We start from the raw sequence: 15,740 nt of genomic DNA on the forward strand, positions 1-15,740 counted from the left end.
ATAAACTGATATGACTGACGCAAAAAACAGAAAACCGAAACGCAACGAGCCGAAACGCAACGAGCCGAAACGCAACGAGCCGAAACGCAACGAGCCGAAATATATCTGGCCTAACAGCGAGGCAAGTATTGACATGAATTCTGAGGCGATGTTAGCTAGCGATTTAGCATCCTCAGCCGTGTTACGCATTGGCGAAGTTAACACGCTGACCGCGGTTAAAATGGTTGATTTTGGGGTGTATTTGGACGGTTATGAATGGGGTGAAATTTTGTTGCCCAAACGTTATATGCCCGTGGATTTGGCGTTGGGCGATGCCGTTGCCGTATTTATTCATTTTGACTCTGAAGATCGAATTATCGCAACCACCGAGACACCCAAAGCCATGGTGGGTGATTTTGCTTTTTTAACCTGTGTTGATAAAATGCGTGATGGCGCGTTTTTGGACTGGGGATTGCCTAAGGATTTATTTGTGCCAAAAGCCGCCCAGTCTGTGCCCATGCGTGTTGGGGAATCGTACGTTGTGTATGTGTATTTGGATGACATTACACGGCGGGTTGCTGCGACGTCAAAGTGGCAAAAATATGTTCGCAAAATCCCGTATTACCCATACCATCCCGAACAGCCAGTCGATATTATGATTGGTCGAAAAACGGAACTAGGCTATCAAGTCATTATCGATAATCAGTTGTTGGGCATGATTTATCACAATGAGATTTTTGCCACGGTGACTGTCGGTCAACGATTGCCAGCAAAGGTGAAAAGATGCCGCCCAGACGGTAAAATAGACGTACAAATCGTGACGCCACCCGTGGATGATTTGATGCAAGCTATTCTGCAAGCGCTTGATTCAAATCATGGTCGCTTGGCACTGTCCGACCGCAGCGCGCCCGAGTTGATTTACCAGCAATTTGGTGTCAGTAAAAAACAGTTTAAGCAAACGCTAGGCAAGCTATACAAGATGCGCCAAATTTTGATAGGACCAGCGGAAATTACGCGGGTTGATACGACTAAAAAAACCCCTAAAAACAACCCAAAAAACAACCCAGCGCAATAGCGCGGCAACATAACACATTGGATTAGGTGTCGCCAGCGGATAATTCAGGGTGTTTAGCGGTGATTCAGGTGCTTGCGAGATAGTCATGGGCGTGCTAGCATAACCAAAACATACTGGCTTCAAAATATACTGGCTTACTGGTTGATGCTTTGTTTTGGCGCTTTGTTTATTTTCCGCCCAATTAACCTTGGAAATTTCTTGTTATGAATATTAACCATCTGATTGAAAATAATAAAAATCGCTATCTAGAAGAATTGATGGACTTGCTACGAATACCGTCTGTTAGCGCTGATCCCGCGTACCAACCCGCAATGAGAAAATGTGCAGAATGGGTCCAAAAAAGCTTGCTTAGTGCGGGTGTTGATTCGGCAGAAGTCATTGAAACCGATGGTCACCCAGTGGTTTATGCGGAAAAGCACATAGGCAGCCAGTATCCAACGGTATTGGTCTATGGGCATTACGATGTGCAGCCACCAGATCCACTGGAATTATGGGATAGCCCGCCGTTTGAGCCAGTCATAAAGTCAGGCAATATTTATGCGCGTGGTGCAGCGGATGACAAGGGGCAATTTTACATGCATATCAAAGCGTTTGAGCTATTAGCCGAGCAGCAAGCATTGCCAGTCAATATCAAATTTATGATTGAAGGCGAAGAAGAAGTCGGGTCAGCGAATCTCAGGTCATTTTTGCTACAGCACCAATCCCGTTTAGCCGCGGATGTCATTTTGGTCTCAGACACAAGTATGGTTGGGCTGGATACACCGAGCATAGAGACAGGGCTGCGTGGATTGGCTTATTTAGAGGTGACTGCAACAGGGCCTAACCGCGATTTACATAGTGGGGTTTATGGTGGCGCGGTTGCTAATCCAATTAATGCGTTGTGTGCTATGATTGCGTCGCTACACGATGAATCAGGGCGCATCAATATACCAGGGTTTTATGATGAGGTCGTTGAGCTAAGCCAAGACGAACGTACCGCCATGGCCAAAAGACCGTTTGATTTGGCGGCTTATCAATCAGCGCTTGGGGTTGATGCCGTGGCTGGAGAATCGGGTTATTCCACCATTGAACGCACAGGAATTCGCCCAACGTTAGATGTGAATGGCATCTGGGGCGGCTATACAGGCGAAGGCGCCAAAACGGTATTGCCGTCAAAGGCGCATGCAAAACTGAGTATGCGGCTAGTGCCGAACCAGTCTTCTGAGAACATTGCGGCATTGTTTACCGCCCATTTTCGTGCCATTGCGCCGCCTGGTATTCGAATTGACGTTCGTCCCCACCATGGTGGCGAGCCTGTGGTGACGCCGACTGATATGCCGGCTTACCGTGCCGCGACCTTAGCGATTGAGCAAACCTTCGGGAAAAGTCCCGTGCCAACGCGTGGCGGCGGCAGTATTCCAATTATTGCGTTGTTTGAAGAAATTCTCGGGCTAAAAACCGTGTTAATGGGGTTTGGCTTAGATAGTGATGCGATTCATAGCCCGAACGAACATTTTGGCATCGAGAATTTTTTAAAAGGGATTGAGACAATTGCACACTTTCATCAACAATTTGCAGTGCTTGCTGAGCACAAATAATGGTTTATTGCTTGCTTGCCGCTTTCCTTGCCTGTCCTGTTACTTTTCTGTTGCTGGCGCAGAATCGTTAAAATCGCTAATAAAAGGGCAAATTAATGTTTTTGATAAAATTACCGCGTTGATATGGTGGTAGAATGCGTCAGTGAATTTGAGCGGGTAGCGAGAGCGAAGCAGCGTCCAATTAAGCGCCAAATTAAGCGCCAAACTAATGGTAACCGCGAATTAATTGATTGCCCATGCATGATGGGATTTGCACGGCGGCATCGACACGGCGCGACTAATTAACTAACTTGATAATGATAAGAAATAAAAACAGTTCGTTTGCAGAACAAGGCAACATTATCTTGGTGGCCATGTTCGTCTATGCCTTAAGTATTGGTCAATTGTCGGCGCAACATGCTGATTTAGAAGAAAGTCTGTCCAGCACGCAGGGCAACACGCAGGGCAGCGCACAAACCATTACAAAATTACCTGCAGCGGTTGATGCGCTGATTAAAAAATCCTCCGTCAAGCGCGATGCCATGAGTTTATGGGTGGCGCCGACTGACACTGGCGTACCAATTGTGGATTTTCAATCGACTATTGCCCGTAACCCTGCTTCTGCCGAAAAAGCGGTCACAACAGGGGTTGGATTGCTTTTGTTGGGTGAGGATTATCGATGGAAAACCGAGTTCTATACGGACGGTAAGGTGGTTGATAAGGTCTTGCGAGGCAACCTCTACATCAAAGGGTATGGCAACCCTTATATGGTCGAAGAACGATTGATGGACATGGTGGTCGCATTGCGAAATGTGCCCATTGATGTGATCGAAGGCGATGTTATTCTCGATAACAGTTATTTTGAAAACCGCGTGGAAGACCCCGATGCATTTGATGGTCACGGCACCGCGCTCTATAATGCAATTCCCAATGCGCTGGCTATTAATTTCCGTGCCGTCGATTTAATCGTGGAAAATCAAGACGGTGCCATTGCGTTAAGTACCGATCCGCCCTTGCATTATACGCAGTTAGATAATGCAATGCAGTTTAATTCACACGCAGCGTGTAAAGGCCGAGAAGGGTTTGCGCCGATTGTAACGGTTGATCGCGCACAGGATTTGGTGTCTGTGAGTGGCACATTGTCTCGTCATTGCCAACGTGAGCAATTACGATTGGTGTTAACCGATGCTGGAGATCAATATTTTGGTCTGTTTAAACAGGCGTGGGAGCTAACGGGTGGTCAGCTGTCGGGTGATTGGTATTATGGACAAGTTGGCGCCGATTTTACGCGTTTACACCAAGGGCTTTCTCGCCCATTGCGCGAACAAATACAACCGATGAACAAGCTAAGCAACAACATTATGACACGTCAATTATTTTTGACCTTAGGCGCAGAGCTGACACAGCCGCCAGGCACGCTAGAGAAGGCGCGTGCGGTGGTTAAAAATCAGTTGCAGCGTATGGGGATTGATACCGCAGGGTTGTATATGGATAATGGATCAGGGCTGTCCCGTGATTCGCGTATTTCAGCGCGACAAATGGGTGAGTTTTTGGTCGGTATTGCGCAGACCAATGTCGCGCCGGTTTTTTTTGAATCGCTGTCGATTGTGGGTGTCGATGGTACGCTACGTCGGCGCTTAAAAAACACACCAATTGCCAACAATGCGATTGGTAAAAGCGGCACATTGCGTGATGCGAGAGCGGTAGTTGGTTACTTAACGGCCAAAACGGGCAGGCAATACGCTTATGTAATGCTTTTTTCAGGTGCTTCATCGCCACAGTCGCGGCCGCTCATGGATGGTATGATGCAATGGCTTTACGAACAATGACTTTACGAACAATGAGTGACGGAGCATACTGATGGATTTTATTGCGGTTTTGTTAGTTATCGTTATCAGTTTGGGGACACTGCTGTTTTTTGTCGGTTATGGTATCCTGTTTGTGAGTGCATTTTCATTTAACCTAAAATTTAGCGTATTCTGGTTGGTCCTATTGGGATTTAGCAGTGTTCTGTTTTTGCTGATCGGGTACCCATGGTATTTTGCGTTGCCGTTTTGGTGTTTACCGCCAATTGCCGCCCAGTGGATGTTGCCCGCCAGTCGGCATAAGAAACTCGCTATTATGGCGTTTTGGCTAGGATTTTTGTGTCTTGTGGCTGGGTTGTTTGTGTTGTTTTATAGTGCTTTTCCTTATATTGATTGGACGCAATTTGGGCTTGATTCGACAGGGTAAGCAACGCGTGTGAATGGCTGTGTGAGCTTTTAAAATACTGATTTTATGTGTTTTTTTTGTGTAATGCATTGATTGGGAGAGGGGGATGAATCTGAATTTGAATGTGAATGTGGATGTGATGAATGTTATGAAGGGCTGCGAGCAGATCTGCTCAAAACGTGTTGCGATACCAGTGAAACGCTGGCGTCATGGCGTGCTGCGATTCGGTTTACGATTCGGTTTGGTATTCAGCCTGGTATTTGCCATAGTAGGGGTTAGCCTGTCAAATGTTGCCCAGGCCTCGAACCGTATCAGCCAAGATAGCCGACAAAAAATCCAACGTGAATTGCCTATATTGGGGCTGTCCGTTGGAGATGAGGTGTTTGTCAGGGTGTTTAAGCAAGAGTCACAGCTTGAGCTTTGGATGCGACCGAAGCAGCAAAAAGAATTTGTATTATTTAGGACGTACCCAATATGCTATTATTCTGGTGGGCTGGGTCCGAAAATTCGCACAGGGGATAAAATTTCACCCGAAGGTTTTTACGGCATCACGGCATCGAATTTAAACCCGTTTAGTAATTATCATTTGTCGATGGATATGGGTTTTCCCAATGCGTATGACCGTTTTCATGGGCGCACAGGGTCGTTATTAATGATTCACGGCGCGTGTGATTCGCGTGGTTGTTTTGCGATGGGTAATGCGCAAATTGAAGAGATTTATTTTTTGGTTAAATCGGCATTGAAAAACGGGCAATCAGAAGTGCCAGTCCATGCGTTTCCATTTCGATTGTCGTTAGCAAATTTAAAAGCCCACCAAGACAATCAATGGTACCCATTTTGGCTGCAGCTAAAGGCAGGTTATGATGAATTTAATCAGACATATAAGCCGCCATCAGTCAGCGTGATTAATGGTGAATATGTGATTGGTTTGCCTACCGTCGCAGGTCAAGAATAATCAAGAATAATGGCGCACAAGCACGCTACAAGTTGAATGAGCAACGATTGACGAATTGATGGCATGATAAACAGCGGATGATAACAGCGGGATTAATCGCTAAAGTTTAATGCAGTGGTTTCAAAAAACAGCGGAAATCGCTCTATAATGCTAACAAATATCGTCATCGTCAACTGATAACTTGTGAATAGTACCCATGGCCACTATAAAAATAACTAAAAAAACGGCAAAAACCACGCTTGCGGGGTTGTTACTCTTTGTCTGCTTTCTTTTAATCTCACCGTTAATTGCAAATACGCAAATGTCTGCTCGCCAGTCGGCGACGGCAGATACGCATAGAAATGCGTCGATTGAAACACTAAATATTGCTAGTCAGCAGCCTCAGGCGCAGCCGCAGGGGCAACAACAGGGGCAACAACAGGGGCAACAACAGGGGCAGCAACAGGGGCAATCCCTCGGGCAAGCGGAAACGCTAGCCGTGAAAACTAGCGCAATAAACACAGCGGATTCGAATACATCGCAACCAGCCAGCACATCGGAAAGCGCACCAACGGAAAGCGCGTCAACGGAAAACGCGTTAACGGAAAGCGCATCAAACAAAACTGAGGCGGCTGAACCAGCCTCGTCGGCTGTGAAATCTGAACAATCCGAGCGGTCTCAGCAGTCTCAGCAGTCTGGGGCGCAGACAGAAAAAACAACCATTTCTCCGTATTTGCTCCGTATGGGTAGTGGCACATTAGGTGGTAATTATTTTGTGTTGGGCCAAGCCATAGGCGGGGTGATTTCTCACCCAAAAGGTTCGCTGGTTTGTGGTCAAGGTGGGACTTGTGGTGTCACAGGGCTTCAGGCTTTAAATGTTGCGACCTCTGGCTCGATAGATAACCTGAATAAACTCAAAGCAGGGGAAATTGATACAGGCTTCGTTCAATCGGATATTGCCTACTGGGCTTATACAGGAACTGGGCTTTTTGAAAATCGAGAAAAGCAAGGTAACCTTCGCGCGATTGCTAGTCTTTATCCTGAGGCAATCCACATTCTTGTTAGGCGAGACGCGCAAATTAACGCCATTGAAGAGTTAATTGATAAACGGGTTTCTGTTGGTGACAGGCGCTCAGGAACCTTGCTCGGCGCGCGGTTAGTGCTGGATGCGCACAACATCACCGAAGACGATATGCAAACCGAATATCTAAATAACTTGCAAGCCATAGAAAAACTAACCGCAGGGCAGTTAGATGCGATGTTTTTTTCGGTTGGCGTGCCTGCACCATCGATTACCGCGCTGTTTAATGAAAATGCCACGGATTATCAGTTGCTTTCAATCGCCGATAGTGCGCAAAAAACCATCATGAGAGCGGGGCATTATTTTTCACCTTATCAAATTCCTGCTGGTGCTTATAATGGGGTTGAGGCCGTTAATACGATCTCGGTCTATGCATTGTGGTTAACTACCGATACGATGGAAGAAGCACTGGTTTATGAGCTGACTAAGGCATTATGGCATGATGAGTCAAAGCGCTTATTGCAGCAAAGCGCAACAGGCCAATCTGTGACCATAGAATCGTCTTTAGAGGGGGTGGGCATTCCTTTGCACGATGGGGCTAAACGTTACTACGATGAAATTGATAAACGGTTTTAATGCAACAGTATCCTGTTATTCCTGAATTCAGGGAAAAATATTCAGTCAAGGTGGGCGGTGTCACCGTTGGTGGTGGTGCGCCTGTGGTGGTACAATCGATGACCAACACAGATACCGCACATGCCCTCAAAACAGCCATTCAAATTGCAGAGCTGCACCGCGCAGGTTCAGAGGTTGTGCGCATCACCGTCAATAATGAGGCCGCTGCTAGGGCGGTTCCCAAAATTAGTGAGCAGTTGGACAAAATGGGGATTGTTGTTCCGCTTATTGGTGATTTTCACTATAACGGACACAAGCTATTAAATGCGGTGCCAGAGTGTGCTGCCGCCTTAGCAAAATATCGTATTAATCCAGGGAATGTCGGTCGAGGCAGCAAACGCGATGTACATTTTACTGACATTATTGAGCAGGCTATTCGTTATGATAAAGCCGTACGTATTGGGGCGAATTGGGGCAGTATTGACCAAGCCATACTGGCACGATTTATGGATGAAAATAGTCAACGCAAAAATCCGCTACCGACCAACGAAATTATTTATCAGGTTCTCATTGCTTCGGTATTAGAAAGTGCCGCTTTGGCAGAAAAAGTGGGGTTACCATCGAATAAAATCCTCCTCTCAGTCAAGATGTCGCAAGTACAAGACCTGATTAACGTGTATCAGCTATTGCACCAACGTTGTCGTTATCCACTGCATTTGGGCCTGACCGAGGCAGGCATGGGGAGTAAAGGGATTGTTGCCTCTACCGCGGCGCTTGCAGTTTTGTTGCAGCAGGGTATTGGTGACACGATTCGTATATCACTCACACCTGAGCCTGGCGAGTCTCGCACAAAGGAAGTCATCGTGGCGCAGGAAATTTTACAAACGATGGGGCTGCGTCATTTTGTCCCGCAAGTGACCGCGTGTCCTGGGTGTGGACGAACGTCTAGTGACTTTTTTCAGCACTTAGCAAAAGACATCCAAACCTTTTTACGCGAAAAAATGCCAGAATGGCAAAAAACGCACCCTGGCTGTGCACAAATGCAGGTGGCTGTGATGGGCTGTGTGGTTAATGGCCCAGGGGAGTCAAAAGCAGCCAATGTTGGGATTAGTTTGCCGGGTAATGATGAGGCACCCGTTGCGCCAGTTTATGTGGATGGCGAGAAAACTGTCACGCTAAAAGGCGACAATATTGCGCAGGACTTTATGCAAATCGTCGAAGATTATATCGCGACGAATTACGCAGCATAAATCGGGTTGAGTCAACAAGATTAGCAGCATTAGTATAATTAGCCTAATCAGCCTAATTAGGCTAATCAGCCGCATCGCGCTTGACGCTATTAGCTTCAAATACAAATACAAATAGCATGCCTGTGCGGTATATCGGATGTGGTTAATCTGAGGGTGACTTATTTGAGACTCATTTAAGGCTCATCTGATACGGCTTATTTGACACGACAGAGCTGGTGCTTTGGGCAGTAAAATGCTTTCCAATAGCCGTATCGGACAATCAGTGCACGTTACAAAAAATTCATGAGTCGTCCACACTGCCTAGCATTGTGGGCAATATCCCTTTATACTATATTAAATACTATTAATTGGCTGACACTGGCTTAGACGATGGCGCTTGCCGAGAAAAGTCGCACAGGGTTCGCAACCGCAGCGAGGAAATTAGTTTGGAAGGTAGAAATGAAACACATGAAGGGCGGATACTGCGTTTAACAGGCGCAGCAGCGCTGTTTGTGGTGTTGGGTGCTTGGGTGATTTTACAAACGCCTAGCACGGCAGTTGCTTGGGTGGTTGGTTTTTTGTTATTGACTATCTATTTGTTTGTTTTTGAAGTATTGCCGGTTGATGTGGCAGCCATTGCCATTATGGTTTTACTAGGGCTTAGTGCGTTATTTTATCCCTATATGGGGTTGTCTGCGGCACTTGTGCCTGATGGCGCACTGTTTGATGGATTTAAGTCTAATGCGGTGATGTCGATAATTGCGGTGATGATTATCGGGGCAGGATTAGATATGACAGGTGTAATGGGGGTGGTGGCAAAATTCATTATGCGGCTCGGTGGTAGCAGTGAGTCGCGTATCATTTCGGTCATTTCTAGCTCGGTGGGAGTAATCTCAAGCTTTATGCAAAATGTCGGTGCAGCCGCGCTATTTTTGCCTGTGATTGGGCGGATTTCTTCTCGCTCAGGTATCGCGATGTCAAGGCTATTAATGCCCATGGGATTTTGTGCGATTTTAGGCGGCACGATGACCTTGGTTGGTTCTAGTCCATTAATTCTATTGAATGACTTGATTGATTCGGCAAATATGAATTTGCCTGCAGATCAACAGATAGCACGGTTTGGTTTGTTTTCAGTCACGCCAATCGGGCTAACAATGATTTTTGTTGGTGTGCTGTATTTCATCGTGCTCGGTCGATGGGTCTTACCTAAAAGCAAAGCCCTCAAAACGGACGCCAGTATGTCACTGTCTTATTACAAAAAAACCTACGGACTAAACTTTACTATTGTTGAAGTGCAAGTGCCTAATGCCAGCGAGTTAGTTGGGAAAACCTTGGGCGACTTTGAAACGCGATTCAATGTGCGTGCCGTTGCCATGTTGTCGCAAGGCGTGAGTAAGCATGGCGCGGGTTACCTGCCTTTGTCGGAAACAGTGGAAGGGCTAGATATTTTAGCGCTTGTTGGCGACGTCGATTCGATTGATGCGTTTATAGAGAAGTATGATCTGATTCAAGCTAAAAAAATCAATCGATTAAGTGAAATCATTAATCCATCACAGTCAGGGTTATCAGAGGCGGTTGTTCATCCGAGTTCGCCATTAGTCGGCTCATCTGCGCGTGATATTCGTCTGCGTAGCGAACACGGAATGTCGGTGCTTGCCGTTATTCGCGGCGAAGAAGTCGTGAGTATCGGTCAGGATGTTCGCAGTATGCCGTTCGTTGCAGGAGATACTTTGGTTTTTTATTCTAACTGGAAGGACTTAAATGATTTTGAAGATCAGCGGGATATGGTTGTTGTGACATCAAATTACCCCAGAGAGAAAAATCGCCCGAATAAAGTCGGCATCGCTTTGTTTTCACTGGTCGTTGCGCTTTCTTTGGTGTTGTTTACGTCATTGCCGTTATCGGTTTCGTTGTTAGTTGGTGCACTAGGAATGGTGTTAGGCGGTGTGCTTAACATGGAGGAGGCCTATGCGGCGGTTAGTTGGAAAACGGTTTTTTTATTGGCCAGTTTGATTCCGCTGGGTATGGCAGTCGAGCTGTCGGGTACGGCCAAATGGATTGCCGATTTAACCTTGACGGCATTAGATGGTTGGCCTGCTTGGCAAATTCAGCTGGCGGTTGCGATATTGGCGACTTTGTTTACGTTAGTGATGTCTAATGTCGGGGCGACAGTTTTGTTGGTTCCGCTGGCGATTAATATTGCTATCGGGATTGATGCCAATCCTGCGTTATTTGCATTGACGGTTGCGTTGGCGACATCGAATTCATTTTTGATTCCGACCCACCAAGTCAATGCCTTGATTATGGGGCCAGGCGGGTATGCAGTCAAAGACTTTATCAAAGCAGGGGGCATCATGACCGTGTTGTTTTTGCTCGTTTTGATGCTGATGCTGACGTGGTTTTACTGATGAGGCGAGCATAGTATTGATGATTGACGGTTTTTAAATAGGCTGGTGTGTTTTCTGGGTTAGAAAGTGGGTGTCGGATGATTGGGGGGTAATCGGTTGCTGGCAAAATTTTAGCGCTTGAAACGACAAAGATAAAGTGCAAACAAAGTCCATTATAATCGATTTTTTTGCGATTTTTAGCGGAAAAAACTTGCGAAAATATGTTTTGACGTTATTATATGCACTTCCAACCAAGTGGGTCGTTAGCTCAGCTGGTAGAGCAGTTGGCTTTTAACCAATTGGTCATAGGTTCGAATCCTATACGACCCACCACTTAATCTCATTCTTAAATCTCATCATTCAATTCCCCTTTCCCCTTTCTTTTTATTCTTATTGCATCGCTAGGTGAGGTGATTGTTTTTGCCTAAATGCCTGCTTGCGTGTAATTTTGCAGGTGAGTCTATCTATTGAATAGGCTGTTTAATAGGCTGTCTTATAGGTTGTCTAATGGGCCGTGTTCGCGCTAGCAGTGATAAAATCACGATTAATAGTTTTTAATGTCGGGTAATTTTGATAAACTATGTCGGTATTAGATTATATTAAATTAATCGAAGCGCTTCATCTAACTCTCAGATTAAAAAGGTGTTATCAATGTCTACTGACAATCGTCCAACGTCGCCGCATTTGCAAGTTTATCGCTGGCGTATCACCATGCTTAGTTCAATATTACACCGTGCAACGGGGCTATATATGTGTTTGGGGCTGGTTGTTTTGGTTTTGCACCTAGCGACAATAGCCATGGGGGGTAGCAGCCATTTTTCGGCGAGCGGATTTTTGATGAATGCTTTTTGGTTTGTTTGGTGTTTGTGCATTTATTTCCATCTATGTAATGGATTACGCTATCTTGGCTGGGATTTAGGGTATGGTTTTTCGATTAAATGCGCGGAAAAATCGGCATTAATGGCGCTGGTTGGTGCGGTGGTTTTGACCGTGTTGACTTGGTTATTCCGTTTATTTTAGGAGCGATACGATGAAATTTAGAACGCCACTAAAAAAGGCCAAAGGTCAAGGCGCAGCAGGCAGCGGGACAGCGCATTTTATTCATCAACGTTTTACGGCGGTTGCGTTGATTCCATTGACTTTTTTGTTTGTTTGTTTTTTGATGTCATTGCTTGCGGCTGAGCGTTTTTCCGAAGTTGCTGATAAGCTATCGAATCCCTTTTGGACCACAACACTACTGTTATTTTTGTGTGCCGCTTTTTATCACGGTATGCTCGGTGTGCAAATTATTATCGAAGACTACATTAGTTCGAAAAAAGCCAAATTAGCCCTATTGATTGCCCTACGATTGGCTGTGGCATTTTTTGCCTTATTAGGCATCCTATCTGTATTATTTATTGCGCTTAGCTAACCACCAAGGGGATTGACGAATGCAAACTGATTACGAAATTATTGAACATGTCTATGACGTTGTTGTTGTCGGCGCAGGTGGTGCGGGATTACGGGCGACGTTTGGCATGGCTGAAAAAGGATTAAAAACTGCCTGTGTCACCAAAGTGTTTCCGACACGTTCGCATACCGTTGCCGCGCAAGGCGGTATGTCCGCGGCACTTGGCAATATGGGCGAAGACAAATGGCAGTGGCATATGTACGATACGGTCAAAGGCTCAGATTGGCTAGGCGACCAAGATGCGATTGAATACATGTGTCGCGAGGCCGTGCCAGCTGTCATTGAGTTAGAGCACCAAGGCGTACCATTTTCACGCACCGAAGCGGGTAAAATTTACCAGCGCCCATTTGGTGGTATGACGACTAATTTTGGGGAAGGCCAAGCACAGCGCACCTGTGCCGCAGCAGATCGTACAGGTCATGCGATTTTACATACACTGTACCAACAGTCATTAAAGCACGAAGCAGAATTTTTTATTGAATACTTTGCCACAGACTTGTTGATGAGTGAAGATGGCGAAGTATGCCGAGGCGTGCTCGCGTGGGATTTAGCGACAGGCAAATTACATGTTTTTCATGCCAAGATGGTCGTGCTAGCCACAGGTGGTTATGGTCGTGCGTACTTGTCAGCAACGTCTGCCCATACGTGTACAGGCGATGGCAATGCCATGATTTTACGCGCAGGGTTGCCATTACAAGACATGGAATTTACACAGTTTCATCCAACGGGTATTTATGGCTCAGGGTGCTTGATGACCGAAGGTTGTCGCGGTGAGGGCGGTTTTTTAACCAATAGCGAAGGCGAACGCTTTATGGAGCGTTACGCTCCAAATGCCAAAGACTTGGCTTCACGAGATGTGGTTTCTCGCGCCATGACGATGGAAATAAACGAAGGACGTGGTGTTGGTAAAAACAAAGACCATATCTTTTTGCACCTAGAGCATCTAGGCGCAGATGTGATTAACAAGCGTTTACCTGGCATTGCGGAGACGGCAAAAATTTTTGCAGGTGTCGATGTTAGCAAAGCCCCCATCCCAGTATTGCCAACGGTGCATTATAATATGGGGGGTATTCCCACGAATTATTTGGGTGAAGTGGTGACGCAAAAGGGCGATAACCCTGACCACGTTGTCCCTGGATTGATGGCGATTGGCGAAGCGGCTTGTGTTTCTGTGCATGGCGCTAATCGCTTGGGGTCTAATTCGTTGTTAGATATTGTCGTATTTGGTCGAGCAGCGGCGATTCGTTGCCAAGAAATTATCGATACCGAAGCAACCACGATCAAAGCCCCTGCGGCGGCTATCGACAAGGCGATTGCCCGATTTGATCAGTTTAGAAACGCCAGTGGCTCATGTAAAACAGCAGACATTCGTGCTGAAATGCAACAGACAATGCAAACCCATGCGGCGGTTTTCCGTACAGGTGACATCATGCGCCAAGGCATAGAAAAATTAGAAAAAACCTATGCGAGCTTTGCTGATGTGGCCGTGGCGGATAGAAGCTTGGTCTGGAATACCGATTTGGTCGAAACGTTAGAATTGGAAAATTTATTGCAGTGCGCGATGGTTTCGATTAAAGCCGCTGATAATCGTACAGAATCCCGTGGTGCGCACGCCCGTGATGATTTTAGCGATAGGGATGATGACAATTGGATGAAGCATACCTTGACGTGGTTAGATGTAAATAGCAATGATGGCAAGGTTCGCATTGATTATCGTCCTGTTCATACCTATACATTGACAGATGAAGTGGCTTATATCGAGCCTAAAAAACGTGTTTATTAATTAGCACAAGCTTACTAAGAGGTTATCACTATGGCAGAGTTTACATTACCAGCCAACTCGATTATCAAAAAAAATGGGCAAATCTATCGAGCGCCCAATGGTGCAACGAATATACGCACGTTTAAAATTTATCGATGGGAACCTGATACGGGTGAAAATCCACGCTACGACACCTATGAGATTGATATGGATCAATGCGGGCCGATGGTGTTGGATGCGCTGATTAAAATCAAAAACGAGGTTGATACCACACTGGCATTCAGACGTTCTTGCCGCGAGGGGATTTGTGGTTCGTGCGCGATGAATATCGGTGGTGAAAATACCTTGGCGTGTACCAAAGCCATCGAAGATTTTAAGGGTACTATCGACATCTCGCCACTGCCACATATGCAGGTAGTTAAAGACCTAATCCCTGATTTGACCCACTTTTATGCACAGTATGCTTCGATTAAGCCGTGGTTACAGTCTGATACACCAGCGCCGCCAGACAAAGAACGACTTCAATCTATTGAAGATCGTACAGAATTAGACGGTTTGTATGAGTGCATTTTGTGTGCCTGTTGTTCGACATCGTGCCCCTCGTATTGGTGGAACAGTGAGCGTTATTTAGGGCCCGCTGCATTACTGCAAGCCAATCGGTGGATAAAAGATTCGCGTGATGAAGCGACAGGTGAGCGCCTTGATGCGTTAGAAGATCCATTTAAAGTGTATCGCTGTCATACCATTATGAATTGTACACAGGCGTGCCCCAAAGGGTTAAACCCAGCCAAAGCTATCGCGGAAATCAAGCTAAAAATGGCCGAACGCCAGCTGTGACTGCTGTATATTGTAACTAAGTCCAGGCGTAAGCGTAACTAGGCGTAACTAGGCGTAACTAGGCGTAACTAGGCGTAACTAAGTGGTATCTAAACTAGCTCTAGGCGGTACTTAAACAGTACTTAGGCAGCGCCTAGTTCGCTACTAGGCAATTGCTAGGCAACTGTTAGGCAATTCTAGGTAGTAGGAAAGCATGCAGAAGCAGCCAATAAAAAAAGAAAAAATGAGTCGGTCTATAAGCCGGATTCTGTAGTTGATAGCCATTTATCTGGGTGTATTGTTGCCAATACACTCTAGCGACCTACCCGAATGCACTGTGGGTCACAGCGTCAAGCGTAGCAAAGCTAGCTTGTTGCATTCCTATTTGGTCTTGCTCCGCGTGAGGTTTACCTTGCCATCAAATGTTGCCATTGACGCGGTGCGCTCTTACCGCACCCTTTCACCCTTACCACGCCATAGGCATGGCGGTCTGCTCTCTGTTGCACTGGCTGTCAGCTCTCGCTGCCCGGACGTTATCCGGCACGCTACCCGATGGAGTCCGGACTTTCCTCTGCTTTTGCAGCGACTATCCGACCGACTCAGCACGTATTGTAACGGCTTTAATCAAATAGTAAAGCCCATTGTGGTTATGTGTTGGTTATTTGTGTAAGCAGTCGTTAAACTTATGTTAATATGTAGGGACAA

General features: G+C 46.2%; 12 protein-coding genes, 1 tRNA gene and 1 other RNA gene. 13 read left to right on the top strand and 1 reads right to left on the bottom strand.

Going from position 1 to position 15,740, the window contains the following annotated elements; translation table 11 throughout:
* Nucleotides 1–10 precede the first annotated feature (10 nt).
* The 13 genes from GCU85_RS04170 (at nt 11) to GCU85_RS04230 (ending at nt 15,056) form a co-directional block, all read left to right on the top strand.
* On the top strand, nt 11–1,054 hold the full coding sequence (locus tag GCU85_RS04170) for a CvfB family protein (protein ID WP_218110529.1): 1,044 nt from the start codon (nt 11–13) through the stop codon (nt 1,052–1,054).
* A gap of 203 nt (nt 1,055–1,257) precedes the next feature.
* Nucleotides 1,258–2,631 (top strand): dipeptidase, encoded by a 1,374-nt coding sequence (locus GCU85_RS04175; RefSeq protein WP_152809667.1) that lies wholly within the window; start codon nt 1,258–1,260, stop codon nt 2,629–2,631.
* A gap of 296 nt (nt 2,632–2,927) precedes the next feature.
* Nucleotides 2,928–4,439 carry a D-alanyl-D-alanine carboxypeptidase/D-alanyl-D-alanine endopeptidase gene (gene dacB / locus GCU85_RS04180; RefSeq protein WP_152809669.1) on the top strand — a complete coding sequence of 504 codons (1,512 nt, stop codon included), beginning with the start codon at nt 2,928–2,930 and terminating at the stop codon, nt 4,437–4,439.
* A gap of 31 nt (nt 4,440–4,470) precedes the next feature.
* Nucleotides 4,471–4,842, top strand: coding sequence for a hypothetical protein (locus tag GCU85_RS04185; protein WP_152809671.1), 372 nt, complete (start codon nt 4,471–4,473; stop codon nt 4,840–4,842).
* Between the two features lie 85 nt (nt 4,843–4,927).
* Complete coding sequence (locus GCU85_RS04190; RefSeq protein WP_152809673.1) at nt 4,928–5,776, top strand: L,D-transpeptidase family protein; 849 nt, start codon at nt 4,928–4,930, stop codon at nt 5,774–5,776.
* A 196-nt stretch (nt 5,777–5,972) separates the two neighbouring features.
* On the top strand, nt 5,973–7,412 hold the full coding sequence (locus tag GCU85_RS04195) for a TAXI family TRAP transporter solute-binding subunit (RefSeq protein WP_152809675.1): 1,440 nt from the start codon (nt 5,973–5,975) through the stop codon (nt 7,410–7,412).
* Nucleotides 7,412–8,641 (top strand): flavodoxin-dependent (E)-4-hydroxy-3-methylbut-2-enyl-diphosphate synthase, encoded by a 1,230-nt coding sequence (gene ispG, locus GCU85_RS04200; RefSeq protein WP_152809677.1) that lies wholly within the window; start codon nt 7,412–7,414, stop codon nt 8,639–8,641. The genes GCU85_RS04195 and ispG overlap by 1 nt, the downstream gene beginning before the upstream one ends.
* Nucleotides 8,642–9,066: 425 nt before the next feature.
* The gene (locus GCU85_RS04205; RefSeq protein WP_152809679.1) at nt 9,067–11,028 is read left to right on the top strand and encodes an SLC13 family permease; all 1,962 of its coding nucleotides are present in this window, start codon (nt 9,067–9,069) and stop codon (nt 11,026–11,028) included.
* 236 nt (nt 11,029–11,264) lie between these two features.
* Nucleotides 11,265–11,340: transfer RNA gene (locus tag GCU85_RS04210), tRNA-Lys, on the top strand.
* 318 nt (nt 11,341–11,658) lie between these two features.
* A complete protein-coding gene (sdhC, locus tag GCU85_RS04215) occupies nt 11,659–12,027 on the top strand; it encodes a succinate dehydrogenase, cytochrome b556 subunit (protein ID WP_152809681.1) in 369 nt (122 codons plus the stop codon).
* Between the two features lie 10 nt (nt 12,028–12,037).
* Nucleotides 12,038–12,418: a succinate dehydrogenase, hydrophobic membrane anchor protein gene (sdhD, locus tag GCU85_RS04220; RefSeq protein ID WP_152809683.1), complete on the top strand. Its 381-nt coding sequence runs from the start codon at nt 12,038–12,040 to the stop codon at nt 12,416–12,418.
* Between the two features lie 19 nt (nt 12,419–12,437).
* Nucleotides 12,438–14,240, top strand: a complete 1,803-nt coding sequence (gene sdhA, locus GCU85_RS04225) for a succinate dehydrogenase flavoprotein subunit (protein ID WP_152809685.1) — start codon at nt 12,438–12,440, stop codon at nt 14,238–14,240.
* 30 nt (nt 14,241–14,270) lie between these two features.
* Entirely contained in the window at nt 14,271–15,056 is a 786-nt protein-coding gene (locus GCU85_RS04230; protein WP_152809687.1) for a succinate dehydrogenase iron-sulfur subunit, read from the top strand.
* Nucleotides 15,057–15,276: 220 nt separating this feature from the next.
* Here the strand turns inward: GCU85_RS04230 and rnpB are convergent.
* Nucleotides 15,277–15,637, bottom strand: an RNA gene (gene rnpB, locus GCU85_RS04235) — RNase P RNA component class A.
* Between the last annotated feature and the right edge of the window lie 103 nt (nt 15,638–15,740).

It is taken from the genome of Ostreibacterium oceani, assembly GCF_009362845.1.
In the GTDB taxonomy this organism is placed as follows: domain Bacteria; phylum Pseudomonadota; class Gammaproteobacteria; order Cardiobacteriales; family Ostreibacteriaceae; genus Ostreibacterium; species Ostreibacterium oceani.

Bases quoted from the DNA above. Each gene is read 5' to 3' on its own strand.
- GCU85_RS04170 (WP_218110529.1), top strand. From the start codon at position 11: ATGACTGACGCAAAAAACAGAAAACCGAAACGCAACGAGCCGAAACGC.
- GCU85_RS04175 (WP_152809667.1), top strand. From the start codon at position 1,258: ATGAATATTAACCATCTGATTGAAAATAATAAAAATCGCTATCTAGAA.
- dacB (WP_152809669.1), top strand. From the start codon at position 2,928: ATGATAAGAAATAAAAACAGTTCGTTTGCAGAACAAGGCAACATTATC.
- GCU85_RS04185 (WP_152809671.1), top strand. From the start codon at position 4,471: ATGGATTTTATTGCGGTTTTGTTAGTTATCGTTATCAGTTTGGGGACA.
- GCU85_RS04190 (WP_152809673.1), top strand. From the start codon at position 4,928: ATGAATCTGAATTTGAATGTGAATGTGGATGTGATGAATGTTATGAAG.
- GCU85_RS04195 (WP_152809675.1), top strand. From the start codon at position 5,973: ATGGCCACTATAAAAATAACTAAAAAAACGGCAAAAACCACGCTTGCG.
- ispG (WP_152809677.1), top strand. From the start codon at position 7,412: ATGCAACAGTATCCTGTTATTCCTGAATTCAGGGAAAAATATTCAGTC.
- sdhC (WP_152809681.1), top strand. From the start codon at position 11,659: ATGTCTACTGACAATCGTCCAACGTCGCCGCATTTGCAAGTTTATCGC.
- sdhD (WP_152809683.1), top strand. From the start codon at position 12,038: ATGAAATTTAGAACGCCACTAAAAAAGGCCAAAGGTCAAGGCGCAGCA.
- sdhA (WP_152809685.1), top strand. From the start codon at position 12,438: ATGCAAACTGATTACGAAATTATTGAACATGTCTATGACGTTGTTGTT.
- GCU85_RS04230 (WP_152809687.1), top strand. From the start codon at position 14,271: ATGGCAGAGTTTACATTACCAGCCAACTCGATTATCAAAAAAAATGGG.